At 47.7% G+C, this 25864-nt stretch carries 25 protein-coding genes and 2 tRNA genes; 17 read left to right on the top strand and 10 right to left on the bottom strand.

Going from position 1 to position 25864, the window contains the following annotated elements; genetic code table 11:
• Positions 1–13 precede the first annotated feature (13 nt).
• The 4 genes from PRU_RS05175 (at position 14) to PRU_RS05160 (ending at position 5734) form a co-directional block, all read left to right on the top strand.
• A complete protein-coding gene (locus tag PRU_RS05175; RefSeq protein ID WP_041385740.1) occupies positions 14–385 on the top strand; it encodes a hypothetical protein in 372 nt (123 codons plus the stop codon).
• Positions 382–2751, top strand: a complete 2370-nt coding sequence (locus PRU_RS15225) for a hypothetical protein (protein WP_013064363.1) — start codon at positions 382–384, stop codon at positions 2749–2751. The genes PRU_RS05175 and PRU_RS15225 overlap by 4 nt, the downstream gene beginning before the upstream one ends.
• Before the next feature lie 26 nt (positions 2752–2777).
• Positions 2778–3230 carry a YcbK family protein gene (locus PRU_RS05165; RefSeq protein ID WP_041385739.1) on the top strand — a complete coding sequence of 151 codons (453 nt, stop codon included), beginning with the start codon at positions 2778–2780 and terminating at the stop codon, positions 3228–3230.
• Positions 3231–3304: 74 nt separating this feature from the next.
• Complete coding sequence (locus tag PRU_RS05160) at positions 3305–5734, top strand: ATP-dependent helicase (protein WP_013063563.1); 2430 nt, start codon at positions 3305–3307, stop codon at positions 5732–5734.
• A gap of 22 nt (positions 5735–5756) precedes the next feature.
• Here the strand turns inward: PRU_RS05160 and PRU_RS05155 are convergent, their stop codons facing one another.
• The 4 genes from PRU_RS05155 to recQ all read right to left on the bottom strand — a co-directional run bounded on the left by PRU_RS05155 (position 5757) and on the right by recQ (position 10169).
• The gene (locus tag PRU_RS05155; protein ID WP_013065414.1) at positions 5757–5888 is read right to left on the bottom strand and encodes a hypothetical protein; all 132 of its coding nucleotides are present in this window, start codon (positions 5886–5888) and stop codon (positions 5757–5759) included.
• Between the two features lie 6 nt (positions 5889–5894).
• Positions 5895–7355 carry a DUF4270 domain-containing protein gene (locus tag PRU_RS05150; RefSeq protein WP_013065332.1) on the bottom strand — a complete coding sequence of 487 codons (1461 nt, stop codon included), beginning with the start codon at positions 7353–7355 and terminating at the stop codon, positions 5895–5897.
• Positions 7356–7382: 27 nt separating this feature from the next.
• Positions 7383–8198, bottom strand: a complete 816-nt coding sequence (locus PRU_RS05145; RefSeq protein ID WP_013065385.1) for a glycogen/starch synthase — start codon at positions 8196–8198, stop codon at positions 7383–7385.
• Between the two features lie 147 nt (positions 8199–8345).
• On the bottom strand, positions 8346–10169 hold the full coding sequence (gene recQ, locus PRU_RS05140) for a DNA helicase RecQ (RefSeq protein WP_013064594.1): 1824 nt from the start codon (positions 10167–10169) through the stop codon (positions 8346–8348).
• A 120-nt stretch (positions 10170–10289) separates the two neighbouring features.
• Between recQ and PRU_RS05135 the strand changes: the two genes are divergently transcribed.
• From PRU_RS05135 to PRU_RS05090, 10 genes are all read left to right on the top strand, one after another.
• On the top strand, positions 10290–10763 hold the full coding sequence (locus PRU_RS05135) for a helix-turn-helix domain-containing protein (RefSeq protein ID WP_013065379.1): 474 nt from the start codon (positions 10290–10292) through the stop codon (positions 10761–10763).
• Between the two features lie 44 nt (positions 10764–10807).
• Positions 10808–12715 carry a dipeptidyl-peptidase 3 family protein gene (locus PRU_RS05130; protein ID WP_080517225.1) on the top strand — a complete coding sequence of 636 codons (1908 nt, stop codon included), beginning with the start codon at positions 10808–10810 and terminating at the stop codon, positions 12713–12715.
• Between the two features lie 79 nt (positions 12716–12794).
• Positions 12795–13439, top strand: a complete 645-nt coding sequence (locus tag PRU_RS05125; protein ID WP_033150893.1) for a DNA alkylation repair protein — start codon at positions 12795–12797, stop codon at positions 13437–13439.
• 62 nt (positions 13440–13501) lie between these two features.
• Positions 13502–14011 (top strand): Fur family transcriptional regulator, encoded by a 510-nt coding sequence (locus tag PRU_RS05120; RefSeq protein WP_013064934.1) that lies wholly within the window; start codon positions 13502–13504, stop codon positions 14009–14011.
• Positions 14008–15279, top strand: coding sequence for an adenylosuccinate synthase (locus PRU_RS05115; protein WP_013065731.1), 1272 nt, complete (start codon positions 14008–14010; stop codon positions 15277–15279). Before PRU_RS05120 ends, PRU_RS05115 begins: the two co-directional genes overlap by 4 nt.
• Before the next feature lie 70 nt (positions 15280–15349).
• Positions 15350–15709, top strand: coding sequence for a four helix bundle protein (locus PRU_RS05110; protein WP_013063401.1), 360 nt, complete (start codon positions 15350–15352; stop codon positions 15707–15709).
• Positions 15710–15736: 27 nt separating this feature from the next.
• A complete protein-coding gene (gene hisS, locus PRU_RS05105) occupies positions 15737–17095 on the top strand; it encodes a histidine--tRNA ligase (RefSeq protein WP_013063851.1) in 1359 nt (452 codons plus the stop codon).
• Positions 17096–17163: 68 nt separating this feature from the next.
• Positions 17164–17985: a rhamnogalacturonan acetylesterase gene (locus tag PRU_RS05100; protein ID WP_080517168.1), complete on the top strand. Its 822-nt coding sequence runs from the start codon at positions 17164–17166 to the stop codon at positions 17983–17985.
• 131 nt (positions 17986–18116) lie between these two features.
• Positions 18117–18674 carry an NADH peroxidase gene (locus PRU_RS05095; RefSeq protein WP_013064684.1) on the top strand — a complete coding sequence of 186 codons (558 nt, stop codon included), beginning with the start codon at positions 18117–18119 and terminating at the stop codon, positions 18672–18674.
• A 41-nt stretch (positions 18675–18715) separates the two neighbouring features.
• Complete coding sequence (locus PRU_RS05090) at positions 18716–20044, top strand: right-handed parallel beta-helix repeat-containing protein (RefSeq protein WP_013065254.1); 1329 nt, start codon at positions 18716–18718, stop codon at positions 20042–20044.
• Here PRU_RS05090 and PRU_RS05085 read toward each other — a convergent pair.
• A complete protein-coding gene (locus PRU_RS05085; RefSeq protein WP_033150890.1) occupies positions 20041–20514 on the bottom strand; it encodes a cytidine deaminase in 474 nt (157 codons plus the stop codon). The two genes, PRU_RS05090 and PRU_RS05085, sit on opposite strands and share 4 nt — an antisense overlap.
• 77 nt (positions 20515–20591) lie before the next feature.
• Between PRU_RS05085 and PRU_RS05080 the strand changes: the two genes are divergently transcribed.
• Positions 20592–21503, top strand: a complete 912-nt coding sequence (locus tag PRU_RS05080) for a glucosaminidase domain-containing protein (protein WP_013065085.1) — start codon at positions 20592–20594, stop codon at positions 21501–21503.
• 37 nt (positions 21504–21540) lie between these two features.
• On the opposite strand, the gene PRU_RS05075 is transcribed toward PRU_RS05080, so the two are convergent.
• Together PRU_RS05075 and PRU_RS05070 are read right to left on the bottom strand one after the other, a co-directional pair.
• A tRNA-Gly gene (locus PRU_RS05075) sits at positions 21541–21611 on the bottom strand.
• Positions 21612–21645: 34 nt separating this feature from the next.
• A tRNA-Thr gene (locus tag PRU_RS05070) sits at positions 21646–21718 on the bottom strand.
• A 297-nt stretch (positions 21719–22015) separates the two neighbouring features.
• Here PRU_RS05070 and PRU_RS05065 point away from each other — a divergent pair.
• A complete protein-coding gene (locus PRU_RS05065) occupies positions 22016–22381 on the top strand; it encodes a hypothetical protein (RefSeq protein WP_013063550.1) in 366 nt (121 codons plus the stop codon).
• A gap of 81 nt (positions 22382–22462) precedes the next feature.
• Here PRU_RS05065 and PRU_RS05060 read toward each other — a convergent pair whose 3' ends face one another.
• A complete protein-coding gene (locus PRU_RS05060) occupies positions 22463–23374 on the bottom strand; it encodes a phosphohexomutase domain-containing protein (RefSeq protein ID WP_013063850.1) in 912 nt (303 codons plus the stop codon).
• A 39-nt stretch (positions 23375–23413) separates the two neighbouring features.
• Positions 23414–24316 (bottom strand): AraC family transcriptional regulator, encoded by a 903-nt coding sequence (locus PRU_RS05055; protein WP_013064644.1) that lies wholly within the window; start codon positions 24314–24316, stop codon positions 23414–23416.
• A 182-nt stretch (positions 24317–24498) separates the two neighbouring features.
• Here PRU_RS05055 and PRU_RS05050 point away from each other — a divergent pair, with 182 nt between their 5' ends.
• Positions 24499–25674 carry a hypothetical protein gene (locus tag PRU_RS05050; protein ID WP_139294585.1) on the top strand — a complete coding sequence of 392 codons (1176 nt, stop codon included), beginning with the start codon at positions 24499–24501 and terminating at the stop codon, positions 25672–25674.
• Between the two features lie 24 nt (positions 25675–25698).
• Here the strand turns inward: PRU_RS05050 and PRU_RS16035 are convergent, their stop codons facing one another.
• A complete protein-coding gene (locus tag PRU_RS16035; RefSeq protein ID WP_170857791.1) occupies positions 25699–25839 on the bottom strand; it encodes a hypothetical protein in 141 nt (46 codons plus the stop codon).
• Positions 25840–25864: the final 25 nt, after the last annotated feature.

Raw genomic sequence — 25864 nt, 5'->3', positions numbered from 1 at the left:
ACTCAAAAACAAAATGAAAACAAGTAACAAATTAAACAAGACCGTAACTGTTAACGGCATGATGGCCGTTACAAAGAGTGATTTGGAAATGGATTATGTGCAGTTCCTGCCAGATAATCCGAGTATAGGACAAGTGGAGGCTTTTCGTGGTCGTGGATTAGGTCAATTGTTGACCAACGGATCATTTGAGTTTGTGAGAACCAAACGATTACGCCATAAGCCTGAATTTAAAGGAGATTACGCCAGTTTGTCGTTTGGTGCTGATGGCAACGATCGCGTAACATTTGTGGTACCTAACGAACTGCGCGCCCAGTTACCAACCATCCTGCGAAAGGGTATTTGCCCCATCATTAAACACCTGCAAAAGAAAGGATTTAGTAAATGATTTACCGCATAGTTAATAAGGGTAAGAAGTTTGCTTATCTGGTAAAGAATCGTGAAGATTTCTTGGCGCTCAGAAACACCAAGGAGAATCTGGAGAACTTAGTCAAAGCGCGCAAAGGCGATGAGAAAGCTAAGGCGCAATTGGTGCAGTTTGCCTACAATATCGGTGTACTGAATAGCTCGGCTTTGGCTGGTTGCAAGAGCATTGGTAGCTACTTTTTTCACGATGTGGATTGCTATGATGCCGACCAAAGTGCGGCAATGGCACAGCAGATACTGGCCAAGAAAGATGAGATAGGCTTGATGCTGCTGGAGAAGAGTGCGAGTGGAGGATATCATTTGGTTTGTAAGCGCCAGCCTGGCTATACTATTCTTGAGAACCAGGTGCGCATTGCGACCATTCTGCAGATTGAGATGGATACTAATGTGCATGATTTGCAAAGGGTGGTTTACTCAACAAGTGGTGATGAAAATGATTTACTTTTTCTCAACGACGAGCTGTTTGATGAACCCATGACGGTTGAGGAGTGCGAGGCGGAATACGTCCGATTGAAAAACCGTGAGCGTAAAGGTGAGGAGCAGGTGCCGGCTGGGGCTAAAAAGGCGAGGAAGCACTATAAGCCTTGGGAAGATGATTTAGCAACGGATGATGGCCGCGAGAATAGCCGCGAGAGCCGTGACGAGGGACAGGGCCCAGTCACATCCTGCGACAGGGACCAGTCCCTGGTCACAGCAAAGTCCTGTAGTCCGTTGCAAAATAAACCAATTGATGAGAGGGTGAGGTTTGTGATGGAGGCGGTGCTGAAGGCTAAGGGACTGGAGAAATCGGACTTTACGGATATTGGTGGTAGGCATAATGCGGTGAAGATATTCCTGAGTGGCTGTAACCAGTTATTAAGTAAGGAGGAGGCAAACGGAGCTTTGGCGGAACTGATGCCCGAACATTGGGCCGATGCGAATGTACAGAAATGCCTGAGTGATTTTTATGCCAAGTATTACAATCCTGAACGAAAACTGAATAAGGATGAAGAGGCAATATTTACGAAGAGTAGGAGACTGGGGGATGATAAAGAAGCAGAAGTGAGTGATCGTTCTGCTCCTATTCCTCCTGAGATGCCAGCAAAACTGCCGAAACTGATTAAACTACTTACCAAGAATACCCCCAACCAATACAAAGCTGCGGTGGCGCATGCGGTGTTTCCATCGCTTGGCACACACTTGAAAGAGGTAGAGTTTGAGTACACCGATTACGTGAAGCATGAGGCCACGCTGATGAACTGCTTGATGGCGCATACGGGCGCAGGTAAAGGCTGTATAGATGAGCCTATCCGTCATATCATGGCCGATATTAAAGCCCGCGATGCCGAGAACACCCGAAGAGAGGCCGAGTGGAAAAAGGATTGCCAAAAGAAGGGTGCTAATAAGGATAAACAGGTGCGACCAGAAGGACTGGTGATACAAGAGATTGATCCCGATATGACCAAGCCCGCATTGGTTACCCGTATGGACGAGGCTGAAGGCCACTTTGTGTATGTAAAGCTGAACGAGATTGACTTGTTTGAGCAGCTGAAAGGTCAGACTGGCAAGCAGCATTTCCAACTGATGTGCTTGGCTTTCGACCCTGGTGCTGAGTTCGGACAAACACGTATCGGTACCCAGAGTGTAACAGCCAGACCTAAGTGTAGATTCAACTGGAACGCCTGTACTACTATCCAAAAAGGTCGTCGCTTCTTCAGTCGAGTACTTACTGATGGTCCTATCAGCCGAATCAATTTCTGTACCATCCCAGAGATGGAGATTGGAGCAGAGCAGCCCATTTACGGCAAATACGACGAGGCGTTTGATGCTGAACTGAAAACGTATATCGACAACCTTGTGTCGGCTCATGGCGTGGTGGATTGTCCGCAGGCATTCAAACTGGCTAAAAAGCTACAGGAGGAGTGCGCTGAATTTGCCCGATTGTCGCAGGATGAAACGTATTGGAACCTGTCGCATCGTGCCATCGTAATAGCTTGGTTAAAGGCCTGTGTGCTGTATGTGGCCAATGGCTGCCAATGGGAAAAGACGATTGAAGATTTTGTCCGTTGGAGCCTGCAGTACGATCTATGGTGCAAAATGCAGTTCTTTGGTGAAGATATTGAAAGAGCCAACCAAGAAGGCGAGCGCATGGGAACCCGTGGCCCTCGAAATCTGCTGGAGCTGTTGCCAGATGAGTTTACATTAGACGATGCAAAGCGCATGCGCCAAAAGCAAGGCATGGATGCAAGTAGGGCCATCAAAATGATAAGAATCTGGAAAAGCAGAAAGTATGTGTTTCAGATTTCAGATTTCAGTTTTGTTAAGAGCGAAAAGTTTAGGAAACGTTAAACATTAAATATTAAACATTAAACATTATGGAAGCTATAGTACAATTGAACAGTAAAGCAAATCTCTCCCAACATTTCGTGTTGGGGGAGTTCACTAGGAGCAAATATCCTGAAGTGTATAACATTCCTAGTCATGAGGCGATTGCGAACCTTGCCAACCTCTGTACTTGGCTGGAGGTTTTGCGAGAGAAAGCCTCACAACCTATTATCATTAACTCAGGTTATCGATCGCCGCAGTTAAATCGTAAGGTTGGTGGAGCACCCACCAGTAATCACTTAACGGGATGTGCGGTGGATATTCGAACCTCGGGGTATGAGCAGGCCATCTGCTATGCGGCGATACTGATTGATTACGCCAAGGAATCGGCACAGGAGTTTGATGAATTGCTGATAGAAAAGAATCGCTATGGCGCCATCTGGGTACACTTTGCGGTGAGGCCGAAAGATAACCGACATAAGGTGTTATTCATAAATGCGTAAAAAATAGAGCCGAAAGTTTTTTTGCTTTCGGCTTTTTTCGTATCTTTGCATCTGCAATACAAGAAAGGATAAGAATGAACATCGATATACTACGCGAACTAAATGACAGTCAGCGCGTTGCAGTGGAGTACTGCGACGGCGCGAGTCTGGTGATTGCTGGTGCAGGATCGGGTAAAACACGTGTGCTGACGTATAAGATTGCCTGGCTGCTGGAACAGGGGATGAAGCCCTGGCAGATACTGGCGCTGACATTTACCAACAAGGCGGCACGTGAGATGAAGGACCGTATAGGACGGCTGGTAGGCGAGGAGCAGGCTCGCTACCTGCAGATGGGTACCTTCCACAGTGTGTTTGCACGCATACTGAGGGTCGAAGCGGATAAGATAGGTTACAACGCGAACTTTACGATTTACGACCAAACGGATGCACGATCGCTGGTGAAGACCATCATTAAAGAGATGGGACTGGATGACAAGGTGTACAAGCCATCATCGGTGGCCGACCGTATATCGCTGGCCAAAAACCACTTGCTGTTGCCGCAGGCGTACCAACAGAGTGCCTGGGCTGCGGATGATGCCACACAGAAGCGCCCGCAGGTGGCCAATATATATATAAGGTATGCGGAGCGTTGCCGACAGGCGAATGCGATGGACTTTGACGACCTGTTGGTGCAGACATGGGTGCTGTTTGAGAAGAACGAGGAGGTAAGACAGAAATACGTAGAGAAATTCGGGTTTGTGCTGGTGGATGAGTATCAGGACACGAACTACGCGCAGCAATCGATTGTGTATCAGCTTACCAAGGAGCGACAGAAGGTGTGCGTGGTGGGCGATGATGCGCAGAGTATCTACAGCTTTCGTGGTGCCAACATTGATAACATTCTGAATTTCCAAAGCCAGTATAACAATGCCAAGCTGTTTAAGCTGGAGCAGAACTACCGATCGACACAGCTGATAGTACAGGCAGCAAACTCGCTGATACGACGCAACGAGCGACAGATACCGAAGAACGTGTTCTCGAAAAACGAGCATGGAGAAAAACTGCAGCTGAAGCCTGCCTACAGCGACCGTGAGGAGGCACTGATAGTGACTCAGGACATTAAGAAGCTGAAACGACAGGACAACTGCAACTGGAGCGACTTTGCGATACTGTACCGCACTAACTCGCAAAGCCGAAGCTTTGAGGAGCAGATGCGCAAAGACGGCATACCATACCGCATTTACGGCGGACTGAGCTTTTACCAGCGTAAGGAAATAAAGGATGTGATAGCCTACTTCCGCCTGATAGCGAACCCGGATGACGAGGAGGCCTTTAAGCGCATTATCAACTACCCGGCGCGCGGCATTGGCGACACCACGGTGGGCAAAATCATACAAACGGCGCAGGCTTACGGGGTAAGCTTGTGGCGGGTAATAAAGGACCCAGTGCTGTTCCCGATGGACGTGAGCAAGGGCACGATGACGAAGATACAGAACTTCCGCCAGCTGATAGAGGGCTGGATAGAGCGCCTGCAAACGGAGGATGCCTACACGCTGGGCCACGATATCATTATGAACTCGGGCATCAGCAAGGACATCTACAGCGGACGCAACCCTGAGGACATATCGCGACAGGAGAACCTGGAGGAGTTCTTAGGTGGTATACAGGACTTTGTGGAGAGTCGACGCGAGGAGGATATGGGCGACGAGGTGTATCTGCCTGATTTCCTGCAGGAGGTGGCACTGCTGACGGATCTGGACAGCGACGATGGCGACAGCAACGATAAGGTGGTGCTGATGACGGTACACGCTGCCAAGGGACTGGAGTTCCCAACGGTGTTTGTGGTGGGACTGGAGGAAAACATCTTCCCAAGTCCGATGTGTACCAATTCGATGCGCGAACTGGAGGAGGAGCGACGCCTGCTGTACGTGGCGATTACACGAGCGGAGAAGCACTGTATATTGACCTGTGCACAGAACCGATTCCGCTACGGACGTATGGAGTACGACACACCATCGCGCTTTATACGTGATATCGACCCAGAACTGCTGCAGGTACACAGCGAGGCGGGTGGGGCAGGCAGCTTTGGTGCGCCCCAGCGTAAGGCTTACAACCGCTACGATGGCGGGGCTTACGGCACTGGTACCACAGGTGGTTACAGCCGAAGCAGCAGGTATGAGAGCGAGGGCCCGGAGTGGATGCAGAACCCACGCCCGGTGGCCACGCAGTTTAAGGCCGACCCGAAGCCGAGAGCGGTGGCTCCACGACAGCCAGAAAAGCCCGTGAACCCGTTTGGTGCCAACTTTAAGCGTGTGTATAACGCGGTGGCACCACGACCCATGGCGAGCGACCCGAGTGCAAGCGACCTGCGCGAGGGGGCACGTATAGAGCACATGCGCTTTGGTGTGGGTACGGTGGTACGTATAGAGGGTACGGGTGAGAACACCAAGGCAACGGTAGAATTTACCAATGCGGGCACCAAGCAGCTGCTGCTGAAATTTGCTAAGTTCAAGGTGATAGGTTAAGGCTTACGCCAAGCATAAAAAATTAGAGCGACTCGTCATCGGGTCGCTCTATTTGTCTTTTACCGGCTTTCGGCAGATGCTTCTTCTTCCGGATCCAAGCCGCCTTGCGGGCTTCGTAATCCTCGTGATGCTTCTCTAAAAATCCGTCGGCCATATCTGTTTACTGCTTAAATTTGGCATAGATTACCTTTACCTCGATAGGCGAGTTAGCACCACCTACAAGCTTGGTACTTGAGAGTCCGAGCTGGTTGTGAACATCCGAGATAACTGTGGTGCTATAGCCGTAGCTATCGTAAGATGTCTTGCTGGTGGTAGCAACTGGTACCAGTACCACCTTGTTCCAATCGGGGTGCTTGGCCTCCCAGGCAGCATCGCTCTTCAGGCCCTCGGCCTTCTGGCGTGCCATCTGTGTAATCAGGTTACCAATATTACTAAAGGTGTAAGCATTGGAGCTGAGTGTGGCCATAAATGATGTGGTGTAATCGTACATGGTCTTATTCTCGAAGAACGAGTACAGGCTATCCTTCTGCACCATCAGAATATTCTGTGGGGTGCCGATGGGGTACTTGGTGTTCTGTACACCACTGTTCTCGCGCTCGAAAGTAACGCTTACCGACAGCAGTGAGTCGTTGGCATGAGCCAGCGAGATATCGTCAACAGGCAGTGTTACCTCGGTAAAGATGCCAGCAGGCGACTTGAGGTAAGTGCAGCTGTTGTCGGCTACCAGGCGGTTAAGCGCTGCCTTATCGTTCTCGATATGTGAAGTCTGCAATACCTCGGGAGTCGACGACAGATAGATAGAGGCTGTGTAAGTAGAATCTTCCTCCTTATAGCGGAACTGCGAAACCAGGTCGATCTGACTGATATTGGCCATCACACCCAGACCATCCGACACCTCGAAGTTGAAGCCAGGAACCAATGTGTGGATAAAGGTGTAGGCATTCTTGAACTTCTCAGGGTTAGAATAATACTGGCGCATGAGATAGGTGCCAAAGTTATTATAGGTATTGCCGTCCTTATCGGTATAAGGATCGTTGAGCGAAATGCTTGCAAACTCGGCGTAACCTGATGTGCTGCGAAGACTATCGGAGAAGTGCAGGTTTGAGAGTGCGAACGACGAACTCTTGTTGATGCCATCCTTACGTACATAGCCCTCGACAACGGGGTCGAAATTGCTGTAGTACGAACCATCCTCGACGGGCACAGCCAGCTCCTTAACCTTTACCTTGAGTGGTGTGAGCGAGTCGCCATAGCACTTGCTACGGTCGAAGATGAGCCAGATTTCGCACGAGTCGGCAGCGATATCACCATCGCTCTCGCTAAGAATGGTGCTCTTATCGGGCAGTGAAAAGCCTTCGAGCATATTAAACTGAGCCATAAACTCGTTCTTTACGTACGAGTTGGTCTCAGGATCCTTTACCTTTCCGAAATAGCAATCAAAGGTTTTTGAATATACCGAATCGGCCATGATGGAACGTGAGGTAGCCTGGTACACACCAGTAGAGAACACCATCTTATCGCTCTCGTTGGTAATCGACGAGCCGATAGTTTCGGTATCCTCGCTACAAGACGCCATCGCCATTGCGGTGATTGCAATCGCTGTAAACAATCTAAGTTTCATGTATCGTTGTTTTGGACTTTATTTCTCTTACTTGGCCTCGTCGGCATACAGCGACTCATAGAATGCCTCGTAGGCATCGCCAAAGTCCTCCTGATAACCGAGCAGTGGCTTGTTCTTGGCTGCTGCATAATCGCAAAGCACCTTGCTTGCATCGGGCACAGCCTGGATAACACCATCGCTATAGTCGATTGCCAACTTACCTAACTCGTCGAAGTCGAATGTATCCTTATAATCGGTAAGCAACTCGGGCTTGGCATCGCGGAACTCCATGAACTGCTTGAAATCAGAACCGAAATCCTTCTCGATGCTCTTATTGTAAAGCGAGGTTACAACCTTGGTCTCGGCAAACGAAGGCTCGTCGCGATAGGCGGTCTTTACATAGAAAGGCACTACGCCAGCCATCCAACCCTGACAGTGAATGATATCGGGCACCCAGCGCAGCTTCTTAACGGTTTCGAGTACACCACGTGCAAAGAAAATAGCACGCTCGCCATTATCGTCGTACTCTACACCTTGCTCGTCGCGCTCTATCAGGCGCTTACCAAAGTAATCGTCGTTATCGATGAAATACACCTGCACACGAGCAGACTGGATTGAGGCAACCTTGATGATAAGAGGGTGATCGGTGTCGTTAATGATAAGGTTCATACCCGAAAGTCGGATGACTTCGTGTAACTGACCACGACGCTCATTAATATTACCCCACTTTGGCATGAAGGTACGAATCTCGTGACTGCGTTCCTGCATAACCTTTGGAAGGTTCTTTCCCATGAGTGACAATGCATTGTCGGGGACGTAAGGAGTGATCTCCTGATTGATAAATAGTATCTTCTTTTTAGCCATCTTTGGATGATTTTACCATGCAAAGGTACTAATATTTTTGCACAAAAATGCGAATTTGTGCTCGTTTTTAGCAAAAATTAGGCACTTTATGCCCCTTTTTTTAGTTTCTTTGTTGCTTTTATTATAAATAAGGTGTAAAAAACGCCCTTAAACGTACTTTTGGATGAGCGATACAAAACGTTCGCCATACTTGCCTTTTTTGTGCTCGCCGATGCCCTGGATGTTGCCAAACTGAGCCAGCGAGGTGGGCTTGATGGTGGCCAATGAATGGAGCACCTTATCGCTGAAAACGATGTATGGAGGAAAGCCTTCTTCTTCGGCACACTGCTTGCGCAGCTGACGGAGGGCTTCGAACAGTTTGGGATCCTCGATACCGGTGGTTGGGGGCAATCCGGGGATGGTGATGGTGGGTATCTCCAAACGCAACTTGGGTTTCTTCTTAGGTGCCTCTTTGGCGCTATGATCTACCACACACAACTGGGCGGGTTTTCGACCGTAAAGCACATCGTCGCCAATGGCGGTTACCTTTACCTTGTTGCCATCGTTATAGGCTATCTCGATAAAGCCCATCTGCAGCATCTGCAACAGATAGTCCTGCCAGTCGGTCAGGCTCAGGTCATGTCCCACACCAAAGGTTTTCAGGCGGTCGAACCCCTGGCGCATCACAGCAGGCGAGCGCATACCTTTCAGAATCTCGATGATGGTTGAAATGCGGATATCCTCGTTGGCACGTTTGGCGGCGCTCAGGGCCATCTGCACATAACGGGTGCCGTCAAAGCGCTGGGGTGGGTTGTCGCACACATCGCAGTTGCCGCAGTCGTGGTCGGTCTGCTCACTAAAATAGTTCAACAGTATGCGGCGGCGGCACACGTTGGATTCGGCATACTCCTGCATGCGTTTCAGCTTGTCCATATTCACATCCTGCTGACCACTCTGACGAGCAAACTCAGTAAGTTGGATGATATCGGCCAGCGAGTAGAACAGCACGGTATCGGCGGGGGCACCATCGCGACCGGCACGACCAATCTCCTGATAAAAACTCTCGATGCTTTTGGGCATGTTGTAATGGATTACCCAGCGCACGTTGCTCTTATCGATACCCATACCAAAGGCGATGGTGGCGCATACCACCAGCAGCTGATCGTTCTTGAACTGCTCTTGCGTCTGACTGCGCTCTAACGACGACAAACCGGCATGATAGGCAGCGGCGTTGATACCTTTTTTACGCAGGTCGGCAGCTACCTTCTCGGTGGTTTTACGACTGAGACAGTAGATGATGCCTGCATCGTTGGGGCGCGCCTTGATGAAGTTGAGAATAAAGTGCATTTTCTCGGCCGATTTGTAGCCTCTTTTTACCGACAAACTAAGGTTGGGGCGATCGAAGCTTGACACAAACTCGCGCGCGTTCCTTAGTTTAAGTTGCGTAAGAATATCTTGGCGGGTAATCTTATCGGCGGTGGCCGTTAATGCCATCATGGGCACATTGGGAAATTTTTCGCGCAGCACACCCAACTGGGTATATTCGGGACGGAAATCATGACCCCAATGACTGATGCAGTGGGCCTCGTCGATGGCAAAGAGCGATATCTGCAGATGCTGCATAAAATAATCCATCTCGGCCAGCAGTTTCTCGGGTGATATATACAGCAGTTTTATCTGTCCGGCTAAGCATTTGCGACGAATCACGGTATCCAGCGTGGGGTCGTTTCCACTGTTCAGGGCTTCGGCCTCGATACCATTCGAACGCAGCGTCTCGACCTGATCCTTCATCAAGCTGATGAGCGGCGAGATAACGATGGTAATGCCAGGCAGCGCCAAAGCGGGAATCTGATAGCAAATACTTTTACCTCCACCCGTAGGCATGAGCACCAACGCATCATTGCCCGCAATCACGTGGCGGATGATTTCTTCTTGGTTCTGACGGAAGGAAGAATAGCCGAAATATTGTCGTAAAATGCCAAAAATATCCATATTTTTTCAATTTTTCGGCAAAGGTAATACTTTTTTTGCAAATTTTCGGTATTTGTCTTTGTTAAATGAAAAAAAGTTTTTATCTTTGCACATCGTTAAAAATAAAGGTCAAAAAAGCAAATGGCAAAGTACAACATTATTGAAAAGAAAGAGAAGGCAGCGGCTTACAGAAGTTTGGTAAGTCCCAAAATGATGGACGAGATGCAGGAAAAAATCATGAACATCATCGTCATGCAGAAGAAGTATCGCGACAAGGATTATTCGGCAAAGAAGCTTGCCGAGGATTTAGGCACAAACACACGTTACATCTCGGCTGTGGTAAACGTTCGTTTCCACATGAACTATACTTCGTTTGTAAATAAGTATAGAATCGACGAGGCTATGAGTATTCTGGTTGACAAGCGCTATCAGGATTTGCGCATGGAGGAGGTGAGTGATATGGTAGGTTTTGCTAACCGCCAGTCGTTCTACGCTTCGTTCTATCGCGTGATGGGTATGACTCCACGCGACTACCGTCTGCAGCACCTGGAGCAGCACCCAACCATGAAGGCAACAAACGTAAAACGTGGTCGCAAACCCAAAAATGCAAAATAAGCGTGGGATTTAACTATCAAGACGAGCGTTTTGCAGATCTGCAAATGCTCCGTTATCGTTTGAACGGGTTTGAAAAGCTATCGTTACAGCAGAAAAAGTTAGTTTACTACCTGTCGAAAGCGACACTGTTCGGACGAGACATTACATTTGATCAGTTTGGTAAATACAACCTCCGCATCCGCAAGATGTTGGAGGTTGTATATGTTGATATGAATATGCCGCACGATAACGATGACTTCAAGGCGCTTGAGGTGTATCTGAAGCGTGTGTGGTTCTCAAGTGGTATTCACCACCACTATGGTTGCGAAAAGTTCAAGCCAGGATTCTCGGCCGAGTATCTGCGCGAGGCACTGCATCAGGTTGAAGCATGCAAGCTGCCACTGAAATCGGGCGAAACCATCGACGAGATGTGCGACGAACTCTTCCCTTTGATCTTCGACGAAGAGGTAATGCCCAAACGTGTGAATCAGGCCGACGGCGAGGATTTGCTGCTGACATCGGCCATGAACTTCTACGATGGTGTGACACAGGCCGAAGCCGAAGCTTTTTACGAGCAGCAGAAGCAGCAGAACAAAATGCACGACACACCACCTTCGTACGGTTTGAACTCTACCTTGGTAAAGGAGAACGGCGAAGTAAAGGAGCAGGTATGGAAAGCCGACGGCAAGTATGGCAACACCATCCGCCATATTATATATTGGTTAAGAAAAGCCTACGATGTGGCCGAGAATGATAAGCAGAAATCAAGCATTACTTTATTGATTATGTATTATCTGACAGGCGACTTGCAGTTCTTTAATCACTATTGTATAGAATGGCTGCAGGATAAAGAGTCGAAAATCGACTTTATCAACGGATTCATCGAGGTGTATGGCGACCCATTAGGACTGAAAGGTTCGTGGGAAGGCTTGGTGGAGTATATCGACGAAGAGGCCACTCATCGCACACAGACCATCAGCCAGAACGCCCAGTGGTTCGAGGATCACTCGCCAGTAGATTCGCGTTTCCGCAAGCCTGTAGTAAAAGGTGTATCGGCCAACGTGATTTGTGCCGCTATGCTGGGGGGCGACGAATATCCTGCTACGGCCATCGGCATTAACCTGCCAAACGCCGACTGGATTCGTGCTGCTTACGGCAGTAAGAGCATTACCATCAGCAATATTACCGATGCGTATAACAAGGCTTCGAAGGGCAGCGGTTTCAAGGAGGAGTTTGTAAGCGACGAAGAGACGCTGCACCTGATTGAGAAATACGGCGACGTGTGCGACGACCTGCATACCGATCTGCACGAGTGCCTGGGTCATGGTAGCGGACAGTTGTTGCCTGGCGTTGATCCCGATGCGCTGAAGGCTTACAGCAGCACGATAGAGGAGGCGAGAGCCGACCTATTCGGACTGTATTATATAGCCGACAAGAAGCTGGTAGAGTTAGGCTTGGTACCCGATGAAGAGGCGTACAAATCGCAGTATTATACGTATATGATGAATGGCTTGATGACACAGCTGATACGTATTACCCCAGGCAACCAGCTGGAGGAGGCGCACATGCGTAACCGCGCACTGATAGCCCACTGGTGCTACGAGAACGGCGACGTAATCAAGCTGGTGAAGCGCGAGGGTAAAACCTACGTTGAGATCAGCGATTATGCCGAACTGCGCTCGCTGATTGCCCGCTTGCTGGCTGAGATTCAGCGTATTAAGAGCGAGGGTGACTACGAGGCTGCCCGCGATCTGGTGGAGCGTTATGCCGTAAAGGTAGATGCCGAGCTGCACGCTGAAGTATTAGACAGATACAAGAAGCTGAACCTGGCACCTTACAAGGGCTTTATCAATCCGCAGCTGATGCCCGTTTACGATGAAAACGGCGAAATAAGCGACATTACGGTAAGCTACAGCGAAAGTTATGCCCACCAGATGCTGCGCTACAGCGCGGAGTACGGAACGCTGATTTGATGAAACATTAAACATTAAACATTAAACATTAAACATTAAAGATTAAACATTAAAGATTAAACATTATACTTTAAGATTAATGGATTTAAACCAACAGATAAAAGAGATTAAGCAATCATTCCGCCTGATGATGGACGGAATGGTTGCTGCTTCTATGCGCAATAAAGGCGCCAACTACAAACTGAACTGGGGTGCCACCCTTCCCAGGCTAAGAGATAAAGCAGAAGAACTGAAACAAATGTTTAATGTTTCATGTTTAATGTTTAATCAATATGACTTAGCAATAGCGTTGTGGAAGGAGAACGTGCGCGAATGCAAGATATTGGCCACCATGCTGATGCCAGCCGACAAGATGCTGCCTGAAGTAGTAGATATTTGGATGGAACAAACTGATAGTCAGGAGATTGCAGAGCAAGCTTCATTTAATTTATATCAGTATCTGCCTTATGCTGCCGACAAGGCTTACACCTGGATGGCATCGGATAAGGAGCTGTATCAGCTGTGCGGATTCCATATTCTGTCGCGTCTGTTTATGAATAAACAGGAGCCCAACGAGCGTGGCATCAACGAGTTTATCGATCAGGCATTGGCCGCCCTCGAAGGCGACAGCTTGATGGTGAAGAAAGCAGCCATGAATGCCATGATTAGATTTGCAGAACTTGGATTAGTATACGAACGTCTTGCAAAAAGTGCATTAAAAAGGGCTAATTTAGAATTTTTTTAAATAAAGTTTCTTTTATCTGCCCGAAAATGCGTACCTTTGTGCGGTTTTCTTGATAGATTCAGATGAAAGAAAGTGTGATTGTGGCCGTAGAAAGGCTTTTGGACAACTATCTTGAGATGAACAATCATCGCAAGACACCTGAGCGATACACCATCCTCAGAGCCATCTACAGCATCAACGGGCACTTTACACTCGACGACCTGAAAGCCCGACTGGCACAGGAGATGGATTTCCCCGTTAGCAGGGCTACCTTATATAATACGCTGAATCTGTTTATGTCGCTCCGACTGGTAGTTAGGCACCGTTTTCAAGGTACGACCAAATACGAGGCCTGCTACGATAACCAAAGTCATTGTCATCAGATTTGCACCATGTGCGGTAAGGTTACTGAGGTTAAATCGCCTGAGATCAAAGCTGCTGTGGAGAATATGCATCTGAAACGATTCAGAAAAGACGGCTTTACGCTGTATGTTTACGGCGTGTGCAGTACCTGTCAGACTAAGATGACAAAGCGCAAGAAGACAACAACCACGACAAAAAAGAGTAACAACAAGAATAAAACTGAAAAATGAACAAAGGTAAAGTTGATGTCCTGCTGGGCTTGCAGTGGGGCGACGAAGGAAAAGGTAAGGTGGTCGACGTGCTGACCCCTAAGTACGATGTGGTTGCCCGTTTTCAGGGTGGTCCTAACGCTGGTCATACACTGGAGTTTGAGGGTCAGAAGTATGTGCTTCGCTCAATCCCTTCAGGTATTTTCCAGGGCGACAAGGTAAACATTATCGGTAATGGTGTAGTGCTGGCTCCAGACTTGTTTATGGAAGAGGCCAAGGCACTCGAGGCAAGCGGACACGAGCTGCGTAGCCGTCTGCACATCTCAAAGAAAGCCCATCTTATCATGCCTACCCACCGTGTGCTGGATGCTGCATACGAGGCTCAGAAGGGTAAGGATAAGGTAGGTACTACCGGTAAGGGTATCGGTCCTACTTATACCGACAAGGTAAGCCGCACAGGTTTGCGCGTTGGTGATATCCTTGAGAACTTTGAGGAGAAGTACGCTAAGGCAAAGGCTCGCCATGAGGCTATCCTGAAGTCGCTCAACTTTGAGTACGACATCACCGAGGTAGAAAAGAAGTGGCTGGAGGGTATCGAGTACCTGCGCCAGTTTCCCATCGTAGATTCAGAGCACGAGCTGAACAACCTGCTGAAGAGCGGTAAGAGCGTGCTGTGTGAGGGTGCTCAGGGTACTATGCTCGACGTCGACTTTGGTTCGTATCCTTTCGTTACATCATCTAACACCATCTGCGCTGGTGCTTGCACTGGTCTGGGTATCGGTCCCAACAAGATTGGCGACGTTTACGGTATCATGAAGGCTTACTGCACACGTGTAGGTGCTGGTCCATTCCCCACAGAGCTGTTCGACGAGACAGGCAAGAAGATTCGCGACCTGGGTCACGAGTACGGTGCTGTTACCGGTCGTGAGCGTCGTTGCGGTTGGATCGACCTGGTAGCCCTGAAGTACTCTATCATGGTGAACGGTGTTACCCAGCTGATTATGATGAAGAGCGACGTGCTGGATGGTTTCGACACCATCAAGGCTTGCGTGGCTTACAAGCAGAACGGACAGGAGATCGATTACTTCCCATACAACATCGAGGATGGTATCGAGCCCGTATATCAGGAGCTGCCAGGCTGGAAGACCGACATGACCCAGTTTACCAGCGAGGATCAGTTCCCCAAAGAGTTCAACGATTACATCAAATTCCTCGAGGCCCAGTTAGAGACTCCTATCAAGATTATCTCTATCGGCCCCGACCGCGATCAAACAATTGTAAGACATTAAACATTAAAGATTAAAGATTAAAAATTAAACATTATATAAGCGCATTAGACATTAAACGTTATACATTGTTATGAAGGCTGATAATCAGATACTCATCGATTCCAAGTCGTTTGCTATAAGAATTATACGACTCTATAAATATCTTTCGGATATGCAAAAAGAGTTTGTACTTTCTAAGCAGATACTTAGAAGCGGCACAAGTATTGGAGCTAATATCAGCGAAAGTGTGTTTGCTCAAAGCCGTATGGACTTTGTCAGCAAGATGAGCATATCATTAAAAGAAGCCAGCGAAACAAAGTACTGGCTTGATCTTCTGTATGAAACTAAGTATATAAGCCAAGAACAGTACGATTCGATGTCGGATGATCTTGGAAGAATTACAGGAACATTAGTTAAGATTGTGAATACCACAAAGCAAAACAATGTTTAATGTTTAATGTTTAATGTTTAATAAAATATGAAACCAAGTATTCCTAAAGGCACGCGCGATTTCTCGCCAATGGAGATGGCGAAGCGCAATTATATTTTTGATACCATCAAACAGGTGTATCAGCTCTACGGCTTTCAGCAGATAGAGACCCCCGCTATGGAAACCCTCGGCACACTGATGGGTAAATACGGCGAAGAGGGCGACAAACTGCTGTTTAAGGTGCTGAACTCGGGCGACTACCTCTCGAAGGTTACACCCGAGGAACTAGCTGAGCGTAACTCGCTGCGACTGGCAGCCAAACTCTGCGAAAAGGGTTTGCGTTACGACCTTACCGTACCTTTTGCCCGCTACGTGGTGATGCATCGCGAAGAACTGCAGTTGCCTTTTAAGCGCTACCAGATGCAGCCCGTTTGGCGCGCCGACCGCCCACAGAAGGGGCGCTACCGTGAGTTCTGGCAGTTTGATGGCGACATCGTAGGTTCCGACTCGTTGCTGAACGAGGTGGAGCTGATGCAGATTGTAGATACCGTATTCAGCCGTTTCGGCGTACGTGTTCAGATCAAGATCAACAACCGCAAGATTCTGACTGGTATAGCCGAGGTAATCGGTGCTGCCGAGAAGATTGTAGATATCACCGTTGCTATCGACAAGCTGGATAAGATCGGACTCGATAACGTGAACCAGGAGCTGCGCGAGGACGGCCTGAGTGACGAGCAGATTGAGAAGCTGCAGCCTATCATCTCGCTCGAGGGCACCAACGACGAGAAGCTGAACACCATTGCCGAGGTGCTGGCTACCAGCGAGACTGGACTGAAGGGCGTTGAGGAAACACGCTTTATCCTCGACACACTGAAGACACTCGGACTGAAGAACGAGATTCAGCTCGACCTGACACTGGCTCGTGGTTTGAACTACTACACAGGTGCCATCTTCGAGGTGAAGGCACTCGACGTACAGATTGGTTCGATCACAGGTGGTGGTCGTTACGACAACCTGACTGGTATCTTCGGTATGCCTGGTATCTCGGGTGTAGGTATCAGCTTTGGTGTAGACCGTATCTTCGACGTGTTGAACGCACTCGACTGCTATCCAAAGGATGCTACCAACGGCACCCAGCTGCTGTTTATCAACTTTGGCGAAAAGGAGACAGCTTACTGTCTGCCATCGGTTGCTAAGGCTCGCGAGGCTGGCATCCACACAGAGATATTCCCTGATTCGACCAAGATGAAGAAGCAGATGTCGTATGCTAACGCTAAGCAGATTCCATTCGTAGCACTGGCTGGTGAGAACGAGATGGCTGCCGACAAGCTGACACTGAAGAACATGGAGACTGGTGAGCAGAGCCTGATCACCATCGACGAGATTATCAAAACGATTCTTGCGTAATCGTTGATATAACTATCCAATCCCCCTCCGCACGTTGGAGGGGGATTTCTACTAAAACAATTAAAACAATGAAGAAACTTACCTTTTTATTCTTTTTGGGCGGATTGTTGCTCTTTACGGCGATGACTCCCGACAAGCATACCACCATTTTTGTGATTGGCGACTCGACAGCTGCCAACAAGGACACAACCGGTGGTAAGCAGGAGCGCGGGTGGGCCATGATGCTGCAGGAGTGCTTTGATGCCGATTACATTGTGGTAGACAACCACGCTGTGAACGGTCGCAGCTCGAAGAGTTTCATCGACGAAGGTCGCTGGGACAAGGTGCTGGAGCGTATCAAACCAGGCGACTATGTGATTATCCAGTTCGGACATAACGACGAGAAGCCCAAAGCCGACCGCCATACCGACCCAGGTTCTACGTTCGACTACAATCTGGCCAAATACGTGCGCGAAACCCGTGAACGTGGCGGCATTCCCGTACTGATGAACCCGGTGGTGCGCCGCAACTTTTTTGTGGTAGCACCTAAGAACGACGACGACGAGAAGCTGCGCACATCTACCTTTAAGGATGGCGTAAAAATGATTGAGGGCGACACGCTTTACGATACCCACGGCCTGTATCGTGTGGCACCAAAGGATGTGGCCACCCGTATGAACTGCCACTTTGTAGATGCCAACACCATTACCCACAACCTGGAGCAGGGTTTGGGAACCGAGGCGTCGAAGAAGCTGCACATGTGGTATCGACCTGGCGAAGAGCCATCGGAGCCAAAGGGCAAGCAGGACAATACACATTATAATATATATGGCGCCAGAGTGGTAGCCAATCTGCTGGCCGATGCACTCTGTCAAGAGGTTCCCATACTGAGTAAATATCGTAAGAAATAACATAATTGCGCAACATTTTAAAATAAATCCTGCAAAATACTTGCGGGATTTATTTTTTATGCGTATATTTGCAGCAGAAGAATATTGTACTAACAAAATATCATGTATTAATAACTAAACAAATTACAATTATGACAAAGAAATTTATTTGCGCTGTTTGTGGTTACATCTACGAAGGCGAGAATCCTCCCGAGAAGTGTCCAATCTGTAAGGCTCCTGCCTCTAAGTTCTCTGAGCTGAAGGACGATGGCGACGTAACTTATGCTACCGTTCATCGTATTGGCGATGGTAAGCCCGAGGGGGTATCAGAAGAAATGATTAACGATCTGCGTGCACACTTTAACGGGGAGTGCGGCGAAGTAGGTATGTATCTGGCTATGGCTCGTCAGGCCGACCGCGAGGGTTATCCTGAGATTGCAGAGGCATTTAAGCGTTATGCTTTCGAGGAGGCTGATCACGCTTCACGTTTTGCTGAGCTGCTGGGCGAGTGCGTATGGGACACCAAGACCAATCTGGAGAAGCGCGCTGCTGCCGAGGCTGGTGCTTGCGAGGATAAGTTCCGTATTGCCAAGAACGCTAAGGCTGCCGGATTCGATGCTATCCACGACACCGTTCACGAAATGGCTAAGGACGAGGCCCGTCATGGTGCAGGCTTTGCAGGACTGCTGAAACGCTATTTTGGCAAGTAATCTACACAATAAATTAAAGAATAATCCGTTTTATCATTAAGATGAAACGGATTTTCTTTTTTATACCACTGATATTAGGCCTGGTGGCCTGCGCCGATGACGACTCGTTCTCGACCAGTACAGGCTTGCGCCTCGATTTTCCTTCGGACACTATCAAACTCGATACCGTATTCAGTCGTACGGCGTCTTCTACCTATACCTTCTGGGTAAACAACCGCAATGACAATGGCGTAAAACTGCAAAGCGTACGCTTGAAACGCGGCAACCAGACCGGCTTTCGCGTAAATGTGGATGGCATGTATCTGGACAACAACAATGGTTCGCAAACCAACGATGTAGAGATTCGTAAGAACGACAGCGTTCTGGTGGTTGTAGAGATAACGCCGTATGAAACCTATCAGACTGCGCCCAAAGAGATTACCGATGAATTGGTGTTTTTAATGGAGAGCGGTACCGAACAGAGCGTTTGTTTGAAGGCATGGGCTTGGGATGCCATCAAGTGCGAGCAGCCTGTGATTGAGCGCGACTCGGTGATAGAATCAGATAAGCCCTTGGTGATTTACGAAGATTTCATCGTAAAGGAAGGAGCACACCTCACCATCCGTAACACCACACTTTACTTCCATGCCGACGCTGGGATGGAGATATATGGAACACTGCATACCGACAACTGCACCATGCGTGGCGACCGTCTGGATCGTATGTTCTCGTATCTGCCATACGATCGCGTGCCTGGTCAGTGGAAGGGTATCAGATTCTATAACACATCAAACAATAACGTATTGAACACCACACAGATACGTAATTCTAATCAAGGTTTGATTTGCGATTCTACAGCCATCGACAGCGTAAGTTATCGCCTTAAAATGCAGCAATGTGTGGTACATAATTGTCAGGGCGACGGCGTAAAGTTAACCAATGCGCACGTGCGCTTGGAGAACTGTCAGCTGACGAATGCGATGGGCGACTGCCTGAATATTAACGGTGGAATGGTAGAAATAGTGTATTGCACCTTGGCGCAATTCTATCCCTTTACAGGTGGGCGCGGGGCTGCCTTGCGTTTTACCAACCAAACATCACCTTTATATAATATAATGTGCGAGGGAACCATCATCACAGGTTACGACGATGATGTGCTGATAGGCGAACAGGCCAAAGATAGTGCAGCGTTTAACTATACGTTTGCCCATAGTCTGCTGCGAACACCAAAGATTGACGATACAGCCCATTTCAACGATATCATCTGGGAATCGCCCAATGATGAGATTCAAGGAAAAGCCCATTTCATCAAGATTGATGAAGACAACCTTGACTACGATTTCCACCTCGATGCTTTATCTACAGCGGCGGGATTGGGATGTTATCGTTAAAACTCTGAGAAAGTGAGCGGCATCAGCTCTCTTACGCCATCAATCACATATACGTACTTCTTTCCGTAAAGCAGAATGCGTATGGGGGCTTTGGCACGGGTCTCAGATTCGATGATGACCTGACGGCATGAGCCACAAGGACCAACGGGTTCTTCTTCCAGATCGCCATGAGTACCACGAGCGGCAATGGCCAGCATACGTACGGGCTGATCGGGATACTGAGCGCCGGCTGCAAACAAGGCGGTACGCTCGGCACATAAGCCTGATGGATAAGCTGCATTCTCCTGATTGCAACCTATAATTTCAACACCATTGTCCAAACGTACTGCTGCACCTACACAAAACTTAGAGTAGGGGGCATAGCTGCGGCTTGTAGCCTCGATAGCAAGCTCTACCAAGTGGCGTTCTTCAGCACTCAGTTCTTCCATGGCGTACACTTTAATAACCGACTTTAGCTCCAGTTCTCTCATAAAAATCCTATATTTTTCTGCAAAAATACAAATAATTCGAGAGAAATCATTACTTTTGCACAAATAAAATGCATAATATGAGAAAATTTATAGTCTTCATAGCTTTTTTCCTGTCGGTTTCGGCGTTTTCGCAGATCAGATGGAATCAAGCTTATCAACAATATGTAGATCAATATAAGGACATTGCCATCGAGCAGATGCAGCGTTATCGCATACCTGCATCGATTACTTTGGCGCAGGGTTTGTTGGAGAGCGGCGCTGGTAGAAGCGAGCTCACCCGCACCAGTAACAACCACTTTGGTATTAAGTGCAATAACGGTTGGACGGGTCCACGTACGTATCACGATGATGATGCACGTAACGACTGTTTCCGTGTGTACAGCAATGCCTACGAGTCGTACGAAGACCACTCGAAATTCCTGGCAGCCAACCAGCGTTACCGTTCGCTGTTTAATCTGAAAACCACCGATTACAAGGGTTGGGCTCGCGGACTGAAGGCTGCCGGTTATGCCACCAATCCTATTTATGCCGAGAAGCTGATTGAGATTATACAGATGTATAAGCTCTACCAATACGACAGCGCCAGGGGCTACGATCACTTTATGGCTCAGCGCACCAAGGATCAGGAGGTGGGCGGTGCTTCGCTGCATTCCATCAAGATATTTAATAAGAACTATTATATGATTGCCCGTCGCGGCGACACCTTCAAGTCGATAGGCGAGGAGGTTGGCATCAGCTACCGCAAGATAGCCAAATACAACGAGCGTTATCGCAAGGACAAGTTGGAAGAGGGCGAGATTATCTGGTTGAAGAAGAAACAGCGCAAGGCACCAAAGGATTACAAGGGTCGACTGCACTACGTGCGCGATGGCGAGTCGATGTACACTATCGCCCAGAAGTACGGTATCCGTTTGAAGAATCTGTATAAGATGAACCATCTGACGCCCGACTACCAGATTCGTGTGGGTGATGGTCTGCGCTTAAGATAAAAAAATAGTAGGGGGCTCAGTGCCCTCTACATCTATGAGCGGAATACGGGAATCGAACCCGCCTCCCAGGCTTGGGAAGCCCGTGCACTACCGATGTGCTAATTCCGCAATGCTGAATAAGATCTCTGATTTTGCTGAGGAGAGCCGATAGCCGGACTCGAACCGGCGACCCACGCATTACGAATGCGTTGCTCTACCAACTGAGCCATATCGGCAGGTCTCCTTTAGCGGGTGCAAAAGTAACATTTTTATTTGGTACCTGCAAATTTTACGCCCTTTTTTTTCGTTTAAGCCTGATTTTTTGTGTATTCAGCACACTGTTGAGATAAATCAATGTTTTGATTTTGGTCAATAAAAGGACTGTGTTCGCACACAAAACACACAAAGTATGCTCAATCTATCAAAAAACGTCGTACCTTTGCATCGTCGAAAGACATAAAGGATAACTACAATAGGTAAAAGTAGGGCGGCAAAAAAGACCGTTCCGAGTAAAGAAAAGAAAGGGTAAAAAGATGAAAAAGATATTTTTGACAATGATTGCTTTGCTGTGTATGACTACAGCTTTTGCAAAGAACGAAGCAGCTGCCCCCGAGGCAACAAACGTTGCTGCTTATGATTTGAACATCAATATCAACAGACTCTCAGACGCTCTGAATCTGACAAACGATCAGAAAGAGGCTGTAGAGAACATCTACAACATGTTTAATACTGAGATGAGTTATGCTACACAGTACAGCAGTAGCGAGCGCGAGATTATGGTTAAGCGCGCTATCGATACTGATGTGAAGCATATGAGCTACGTACTTAACGACGAACAGATGAGTAAGTACATGGCCATTCTCAATGCCACGATCAAAAACCGTGGAATAATAAAGTAAGAATTCATATTTGTTTTTAGTTAGTAATTGGTTAGTCTATTTTTGGGGTATTCGTGAGAATACCCCTTAAATTTTTTTATGTCATATATGTATTTTACGGATTAACAGAATATCCTTCTGCAGATTGTAGATAAACAGCAGCAGTTGGTTGGCCAGATTATCAGCATTCTCAAAGCTCTTGGCTTCACTATATACGCTAATAGCAGGCGTGGCAGCCGACTTGTGAAGATATACCCAACGATCAGGGAAGTCAATCTTTAGTCCGTCAACATCGCTTATCTGTGCGCTATCGTCGTGTACAAACCGATTCTCAACTCTCTTAAGTACTGATTCTACATCAATACTGGGTGCAAGGTCGATATGATTTTTTACGATGTGGTAGTTGGGGAGGGTACTACGCAGCTGACTAACCGTGCATTGCTTTTGAGCCAGGCTGCTGAGAAAAAGCACAATGCCCACCAGTACACTGCTTTCGTAACTGTACTCGGGATAGATGATGCCACCATTATCCTCGCCGCCAATTACAGCGCCCACCTCTTTTATCTTTTCCACAACGCTGGTCTGACCTACGGCTGATGTGTAGTGGATGCCACCATGTTTCAGTGTTATATCGTGCAATGCCCGCGTGCAATTAAGACTGCTAACAGTATGACCTGGAGTACGGCCAAGCACGTAGTCGGCCACAGCAACCAGCGTATAGTCCTGACCAAACATAGTGCCATCTTCGCAAATAATCGACAAACTGCAGGTTTGAGTATCAACCACCAAACCAAGGTCGAACCCATCCTTTCTAGTACGATTCAAAATGCCATACTTATCGTTCTGCAGCATCAGAAAATCAACGTTAAGAGCGCGGAACAACTCTGCCAAAACAATGCAATCGTCAGAGTTAACTGCATCAACACATACATGGAACTTGCGCTCGCGAATGGCATCAGCCTCAACTAAGTTTAAATTCAAAAGTGTTTCGATATCCTGTTTAATAAGAGCCATAAATTAATTTTCGTGTATTATTATATAATAGGTGTAGGATTATTTCTTCTCGTCCTGATGATATTTGATGCGATACTCCATCGGCGTCATGCCCGAGTGTTCCTTGAAGTACTTGCCAAAGAACGAGGCATTGGCGAAGTGTAGATCATCGGCTATCTGCTGCATGGTCATATCGGTATATCGCAATCTGTTCTCTATGGCCTGAAGCGTAAAAAAGGCCACTATCACGCTGGGCTTACGGTGCATGGTGTCCATCAGCAGTTTCGACAGATACTTGGGTGTAACATTCAGCATCTGGGCAAACTCATCCACGCGACGTATGCGTCCATCGCTCTGTTCAACCAACTGTACAAAGCGGTCGGCCAGTTTCCTGCCGTGCAGTCCGCTATTATTAATTAGGTGGTTATCCTTCAGCATATTATTGCCGCGACGCAGTACCGATAGAACTTCGAGCAGGAAGGCACCAACAATAGAATGCGTAATCTCGGGATAAAGTAGCTGCGAACTGTTACGTATGTGGTAACTAAGTTGCTTGAAGTAAGTCTCGAACAGGGCTGCATCGACGTCGCTCAGTGTTACCTTAGGATTATGCTTGAGCGGCAACAGATCGGCCAAACTATTTTTTACATACATATTCATATTCCACATTTCACCGCGCGAGAACCATAGCTCGCGACAATCAAAGTCGACCGACGACATAAACTTCTCAACCACCGAGTGGGCCATTAATAAAAACAAGTCGTTCTTACTTAACTGTACAGTATGACCGTCGTACTCAAATTGAGCCACACCGGCAGTACAGATAATAACAAGACCATGATCTAAGGGACGTACCCTGCCAGCTGGAACGCCACCAAAGTGCTCCATAACCACCAGTTCGTCGCTGTCGGCTATTCGTAAGCTGCCTGCTCCAGTTCTTGGTTTTAAGTCCTTGATATCCATATAATATTCGATATTTCATGTTGTCGGGTGCAAAAGTAGACATAAAAAATGAGAAATCAATGTTCTTTGTTTCATATTTTATGTTCGTCAGGTGGCATAGGATATTTTAATTACACTTTTTATTAGTATCTTTGCAGTCGATATAAAAAATATTTAGAAACAAGAATCAATTAATCAGTTTTATGAAACATCATCTCTACATCTGTGTTGCTGCTCTACTGTTAGCGGGAGCTGCTCCCATGCAGGCACAGAAGAAAACCCAAGCCAAAAGCAAAGGCAAAGGTACAACAACAAAAACTAACATTCTTTATGTAGAACCCGAGGAGCGTAACTACGCACAGAACCTGGGTGGACACATGTTCTGGGACTATACCGCCAAAGAAGGAAATGGCTTGCAAACCGACTTTAAAATCAGTAAAGAGGAGCATAAGGCATTGGTAGAGAAATACTCGTATAGCACATACGAGGAAGCTTACAAGAATCTGCCCGTACTGCCTAATCCATCAGAAGTTGACACACGTGAGAAAATGACCCGCTATACAGTATGTGTAGTTGGACCACTGAACGAGGGCGTGAATAATTACGAGCCCGAACCCGAACTGAAAGCAGAAAGCGACAGATTTAATAAGCTACGAATGGAGATTGCCAAGAAAGCGCGCAAAGGTCAGCCGTTCGATACCATTCACGTAGACAAGAAATGGCCCCAATATAATAAGGTGCTCGACAAGATGAAAGCTGTTATTACATCGCTTTACAAAATGAATACCGACATTGTGCTTCATACCGAGGCTGCAGATTTTGACAGAGGATCGTGGCTGCTCGAGAAACAGGGCGGTGCACCACGATTCTATTACAATATTTATTCACCACTGGTAAAGCAGATAATTAAAGAGTGGTTCGGGTCGGCTGAGTGCAAGCAGGTGCAGGCCATCGAAGACGAACTGCGTGCCCGCGTAGCAGCCGAAAACCCCAAGAAAACACCCGACTGGTTTATAGAGGGACGTAAGCGCGAAGGCGAGATTGTAGCCCAGTACAACCGCAAGCTTTTACAGCGCTGGATTCAGAAATCGCCAACAGCAACCTTAGCATCCTATAAAAATGCCATAGCCAAACTGATAGCCTACAATAAAGAGGTAGAAGCCATACGTGGCAACGATGCCATCACACCCGAATATATCTCGGCACGCTATTCGGTAAAAGGCGGCTTAACCCAGCTGTTCGCCTATTATTATTACCTGATGGACCTCTCCGACATTCCCCTTGTACGCACTCCTGCCACACAAGAGGGCGCCAAGAAGTTCAAACTCGAAGATTCACCTTGGAAACTGTCGTATCCTTATAATTTAAGAAGAGAATAGCCACCAGCGATTGGGGGTAACGCCTCAATCATTAATAAAATTCTTGGTGGTCATATCATAATATAATGCCTCGAGCTCCTGTAGAGTCAAGTGCTCTACAGAGTGCTCGATTATTCGTATCAACTCTTCTCGACGAAAGTCTTCCGACTTCGTGAATTTATCCATGTATCCCATAATTTGTTAATTTTGG

The organism is Xylanibacter ruminicola 23, assembly GCF_000025925.1.
In the GTDB taxonomy this organism is placed as follows: domain Bacteria; phylum Bacteroidota; class Bacteroidia; order Bacteroidales; family Bacteroidaceae; genus Prevotella; species Prevotella ruminicola.
Note: the sequence above shows the minus strand (reverse complement) of the source record. Positions and strands in the feature narration are given on the sequence as shown.

Bases quoted from the DNA above. Each gene is read 5' to 3' on its own strand.
- PRU_RS05055 (WP_013064644.1), bottom strand. From the start codon at position 24,316: ATGGATATCAAGGACTTAAAACCAAGAACTGGAGCAGGCAGCTTACGA.
- PRU_RS05110 (WP_013063401.1), top strand. From the start codon at position 15,350: ATGAAGGCTGATAATCAGATACTCATCGATTCCAAGTCGTTTGCTATA.
- PRU_RS05125 (WP_033150893.1), top strand. From the start codon at position 12,795: ATGGATTTAAACCAACAGATAAAAGAGATTAAGCAATCATTCCGCCTG.
- PRU_RS16035 (WP_170857791.1), bottom strand. From the start codon at position 25,839: ATGGATAAATTCACGAAGTCGGAAGACTTTCGTCGAGAAGAGTTGATA.
- PRU_RS05120 (WP_013064934.1), top strand. From the start codon at position 13,502: ATGAAAGAAAGTGTGATTGTGGCCGTAGAAAGGCTTTTGGACAACTAT.
- PRU_RS15225 (WP_013064363.1), top strand. From the start codon at position 382: ATGATTTACCGCATAGTTAATAAGGGTAAGAAGTTTGCTTATCTGGTA.
- hisS (WP_013063851.1), top strand. From the start codon at position 15,737: ATGAAACCAAGTATTCCTAAAGGCACGCGCGATTTCTCGCCAATGGAG.
- PRU_RS05155 (WP_013065414.1), bottom strand. From the start codon at position 5,888: ATGGCCGACGGATTTTTAGAGAAGCATCACGAGGATTACGAAGCCCGC.
- PRU_RS05050 (WP_139294585.1), top strand. From the start codon at position 24,499: ATGAAACATCATCTCTACATCTGTGTTGCTGCTCTACTGTTAGCGGGA.
- PRU_RS05065 (WP_013063550.1), top strand. From the start codon at position 22,016: ATGAAAAAGATATTTTTGACAATGATTGCTTTGCTGTGTATGACTACA.
- PRU_RS05115 (WP_013065731.1), top strand. From the start codon at position 14,008: ATGAACAAAGGTAAAGTTGATGTCCTGCTGGGCTTGCAGTGGGGCGAC.
- PRU_RS05060 (WP_013063850.1), bottom strand. From the start codon at position 23,374: ATGGCTCTTATTAAACAGGATATCGAAACACTTTTGAATTTAAACTTA.
- PRU_RS05145 (WP_013065385.1), bottom strand. From the start codon at position 8,198: ATGGCTAAAAAGAAGATACTATTTATCAATCAGGAGATCACTCCTTAC.
- PRU_RS05165 (WP_041385739.1), top strand. From the start codon at position 2,778: ATGGAAGCTATAGTACAATTGAACAGTAAAGCAAATCTCTCCCAACAT.
- recQ (WP_013064594.1), bottom strand. From the start codon at position 10,169: ATGGATATTTTTGGCATTTTACGACAATATTTCGGCTATTCTTCCTTC.
- PRU_RS05095 (WP_013064684.1), top strand. From the start codon at position 18,117: ATGACAAAGAAATTTATTTGCGCTGTTTGTGGTTACATCTACGAAGGC.
- PRU_RS05085 (WP_033150890.1), bottom strand. From the start codon at position 20,514: ATGAGAGAACTGGAGCTAAAGTCGGTTATTAAAGTGTACGCCATGGAA.
- PRU_RS05175 (WP_041385740.1), top strand. From the start codon at position 14: ATGAAAACAAGTAACAAATTAAACAAGACCGTAACTGTTAACGGCATG.
- PRU_RS05135 (WP_013065379.1), top strand. From the start codon at position 10,290: ATGGCAAAGTACAACATTATTGAAAAGAAAGAGAAGGCAGCGGCTTAC.
- PRU_RS05100 (WP_080517168.1), top strand. From the start codon at position 17,164: ATGAAGAAACTTACCTTTTTATTCTTTTTGGGCGGATTGTTGCTCTTT.
- PRU_RS05130 (WP_080517225.1), top strand. From the start codon at position 10,808: ATGCTCCGTTATCGTTTGAACGGGTTTGAAAAGCTATCGTTACAGCAG.
- PRU_RS05150 (WP_013065332.1), bottom strand. From the start codon at position 7,355: ATGAAACTTAGATTGTTTACAGCGATTGCAATCACCGCAATGGCGATG.
- PRU_RS05160 (WP_013063563.1), top strand. From the start codon at position 3,305: ATGAACATCGATATACTACGCGAACTAAATGACAGTCAGCGCGTTGCA.
- PRU_RS05090 (WP_013065254.1), top strand. From the start codon at position 18,716: ATGAAACGGATTTTCTTTTTTATACCACTGATATTAGGCCTGGTGGCC.
- PRU_RS05080 (WP_013065085.1), top strand. From the start codon at position 20,592: ATGAGAAAATTTATAGTCTTCATAGCTTTTTTCCTGTCGGTTTCGGCG.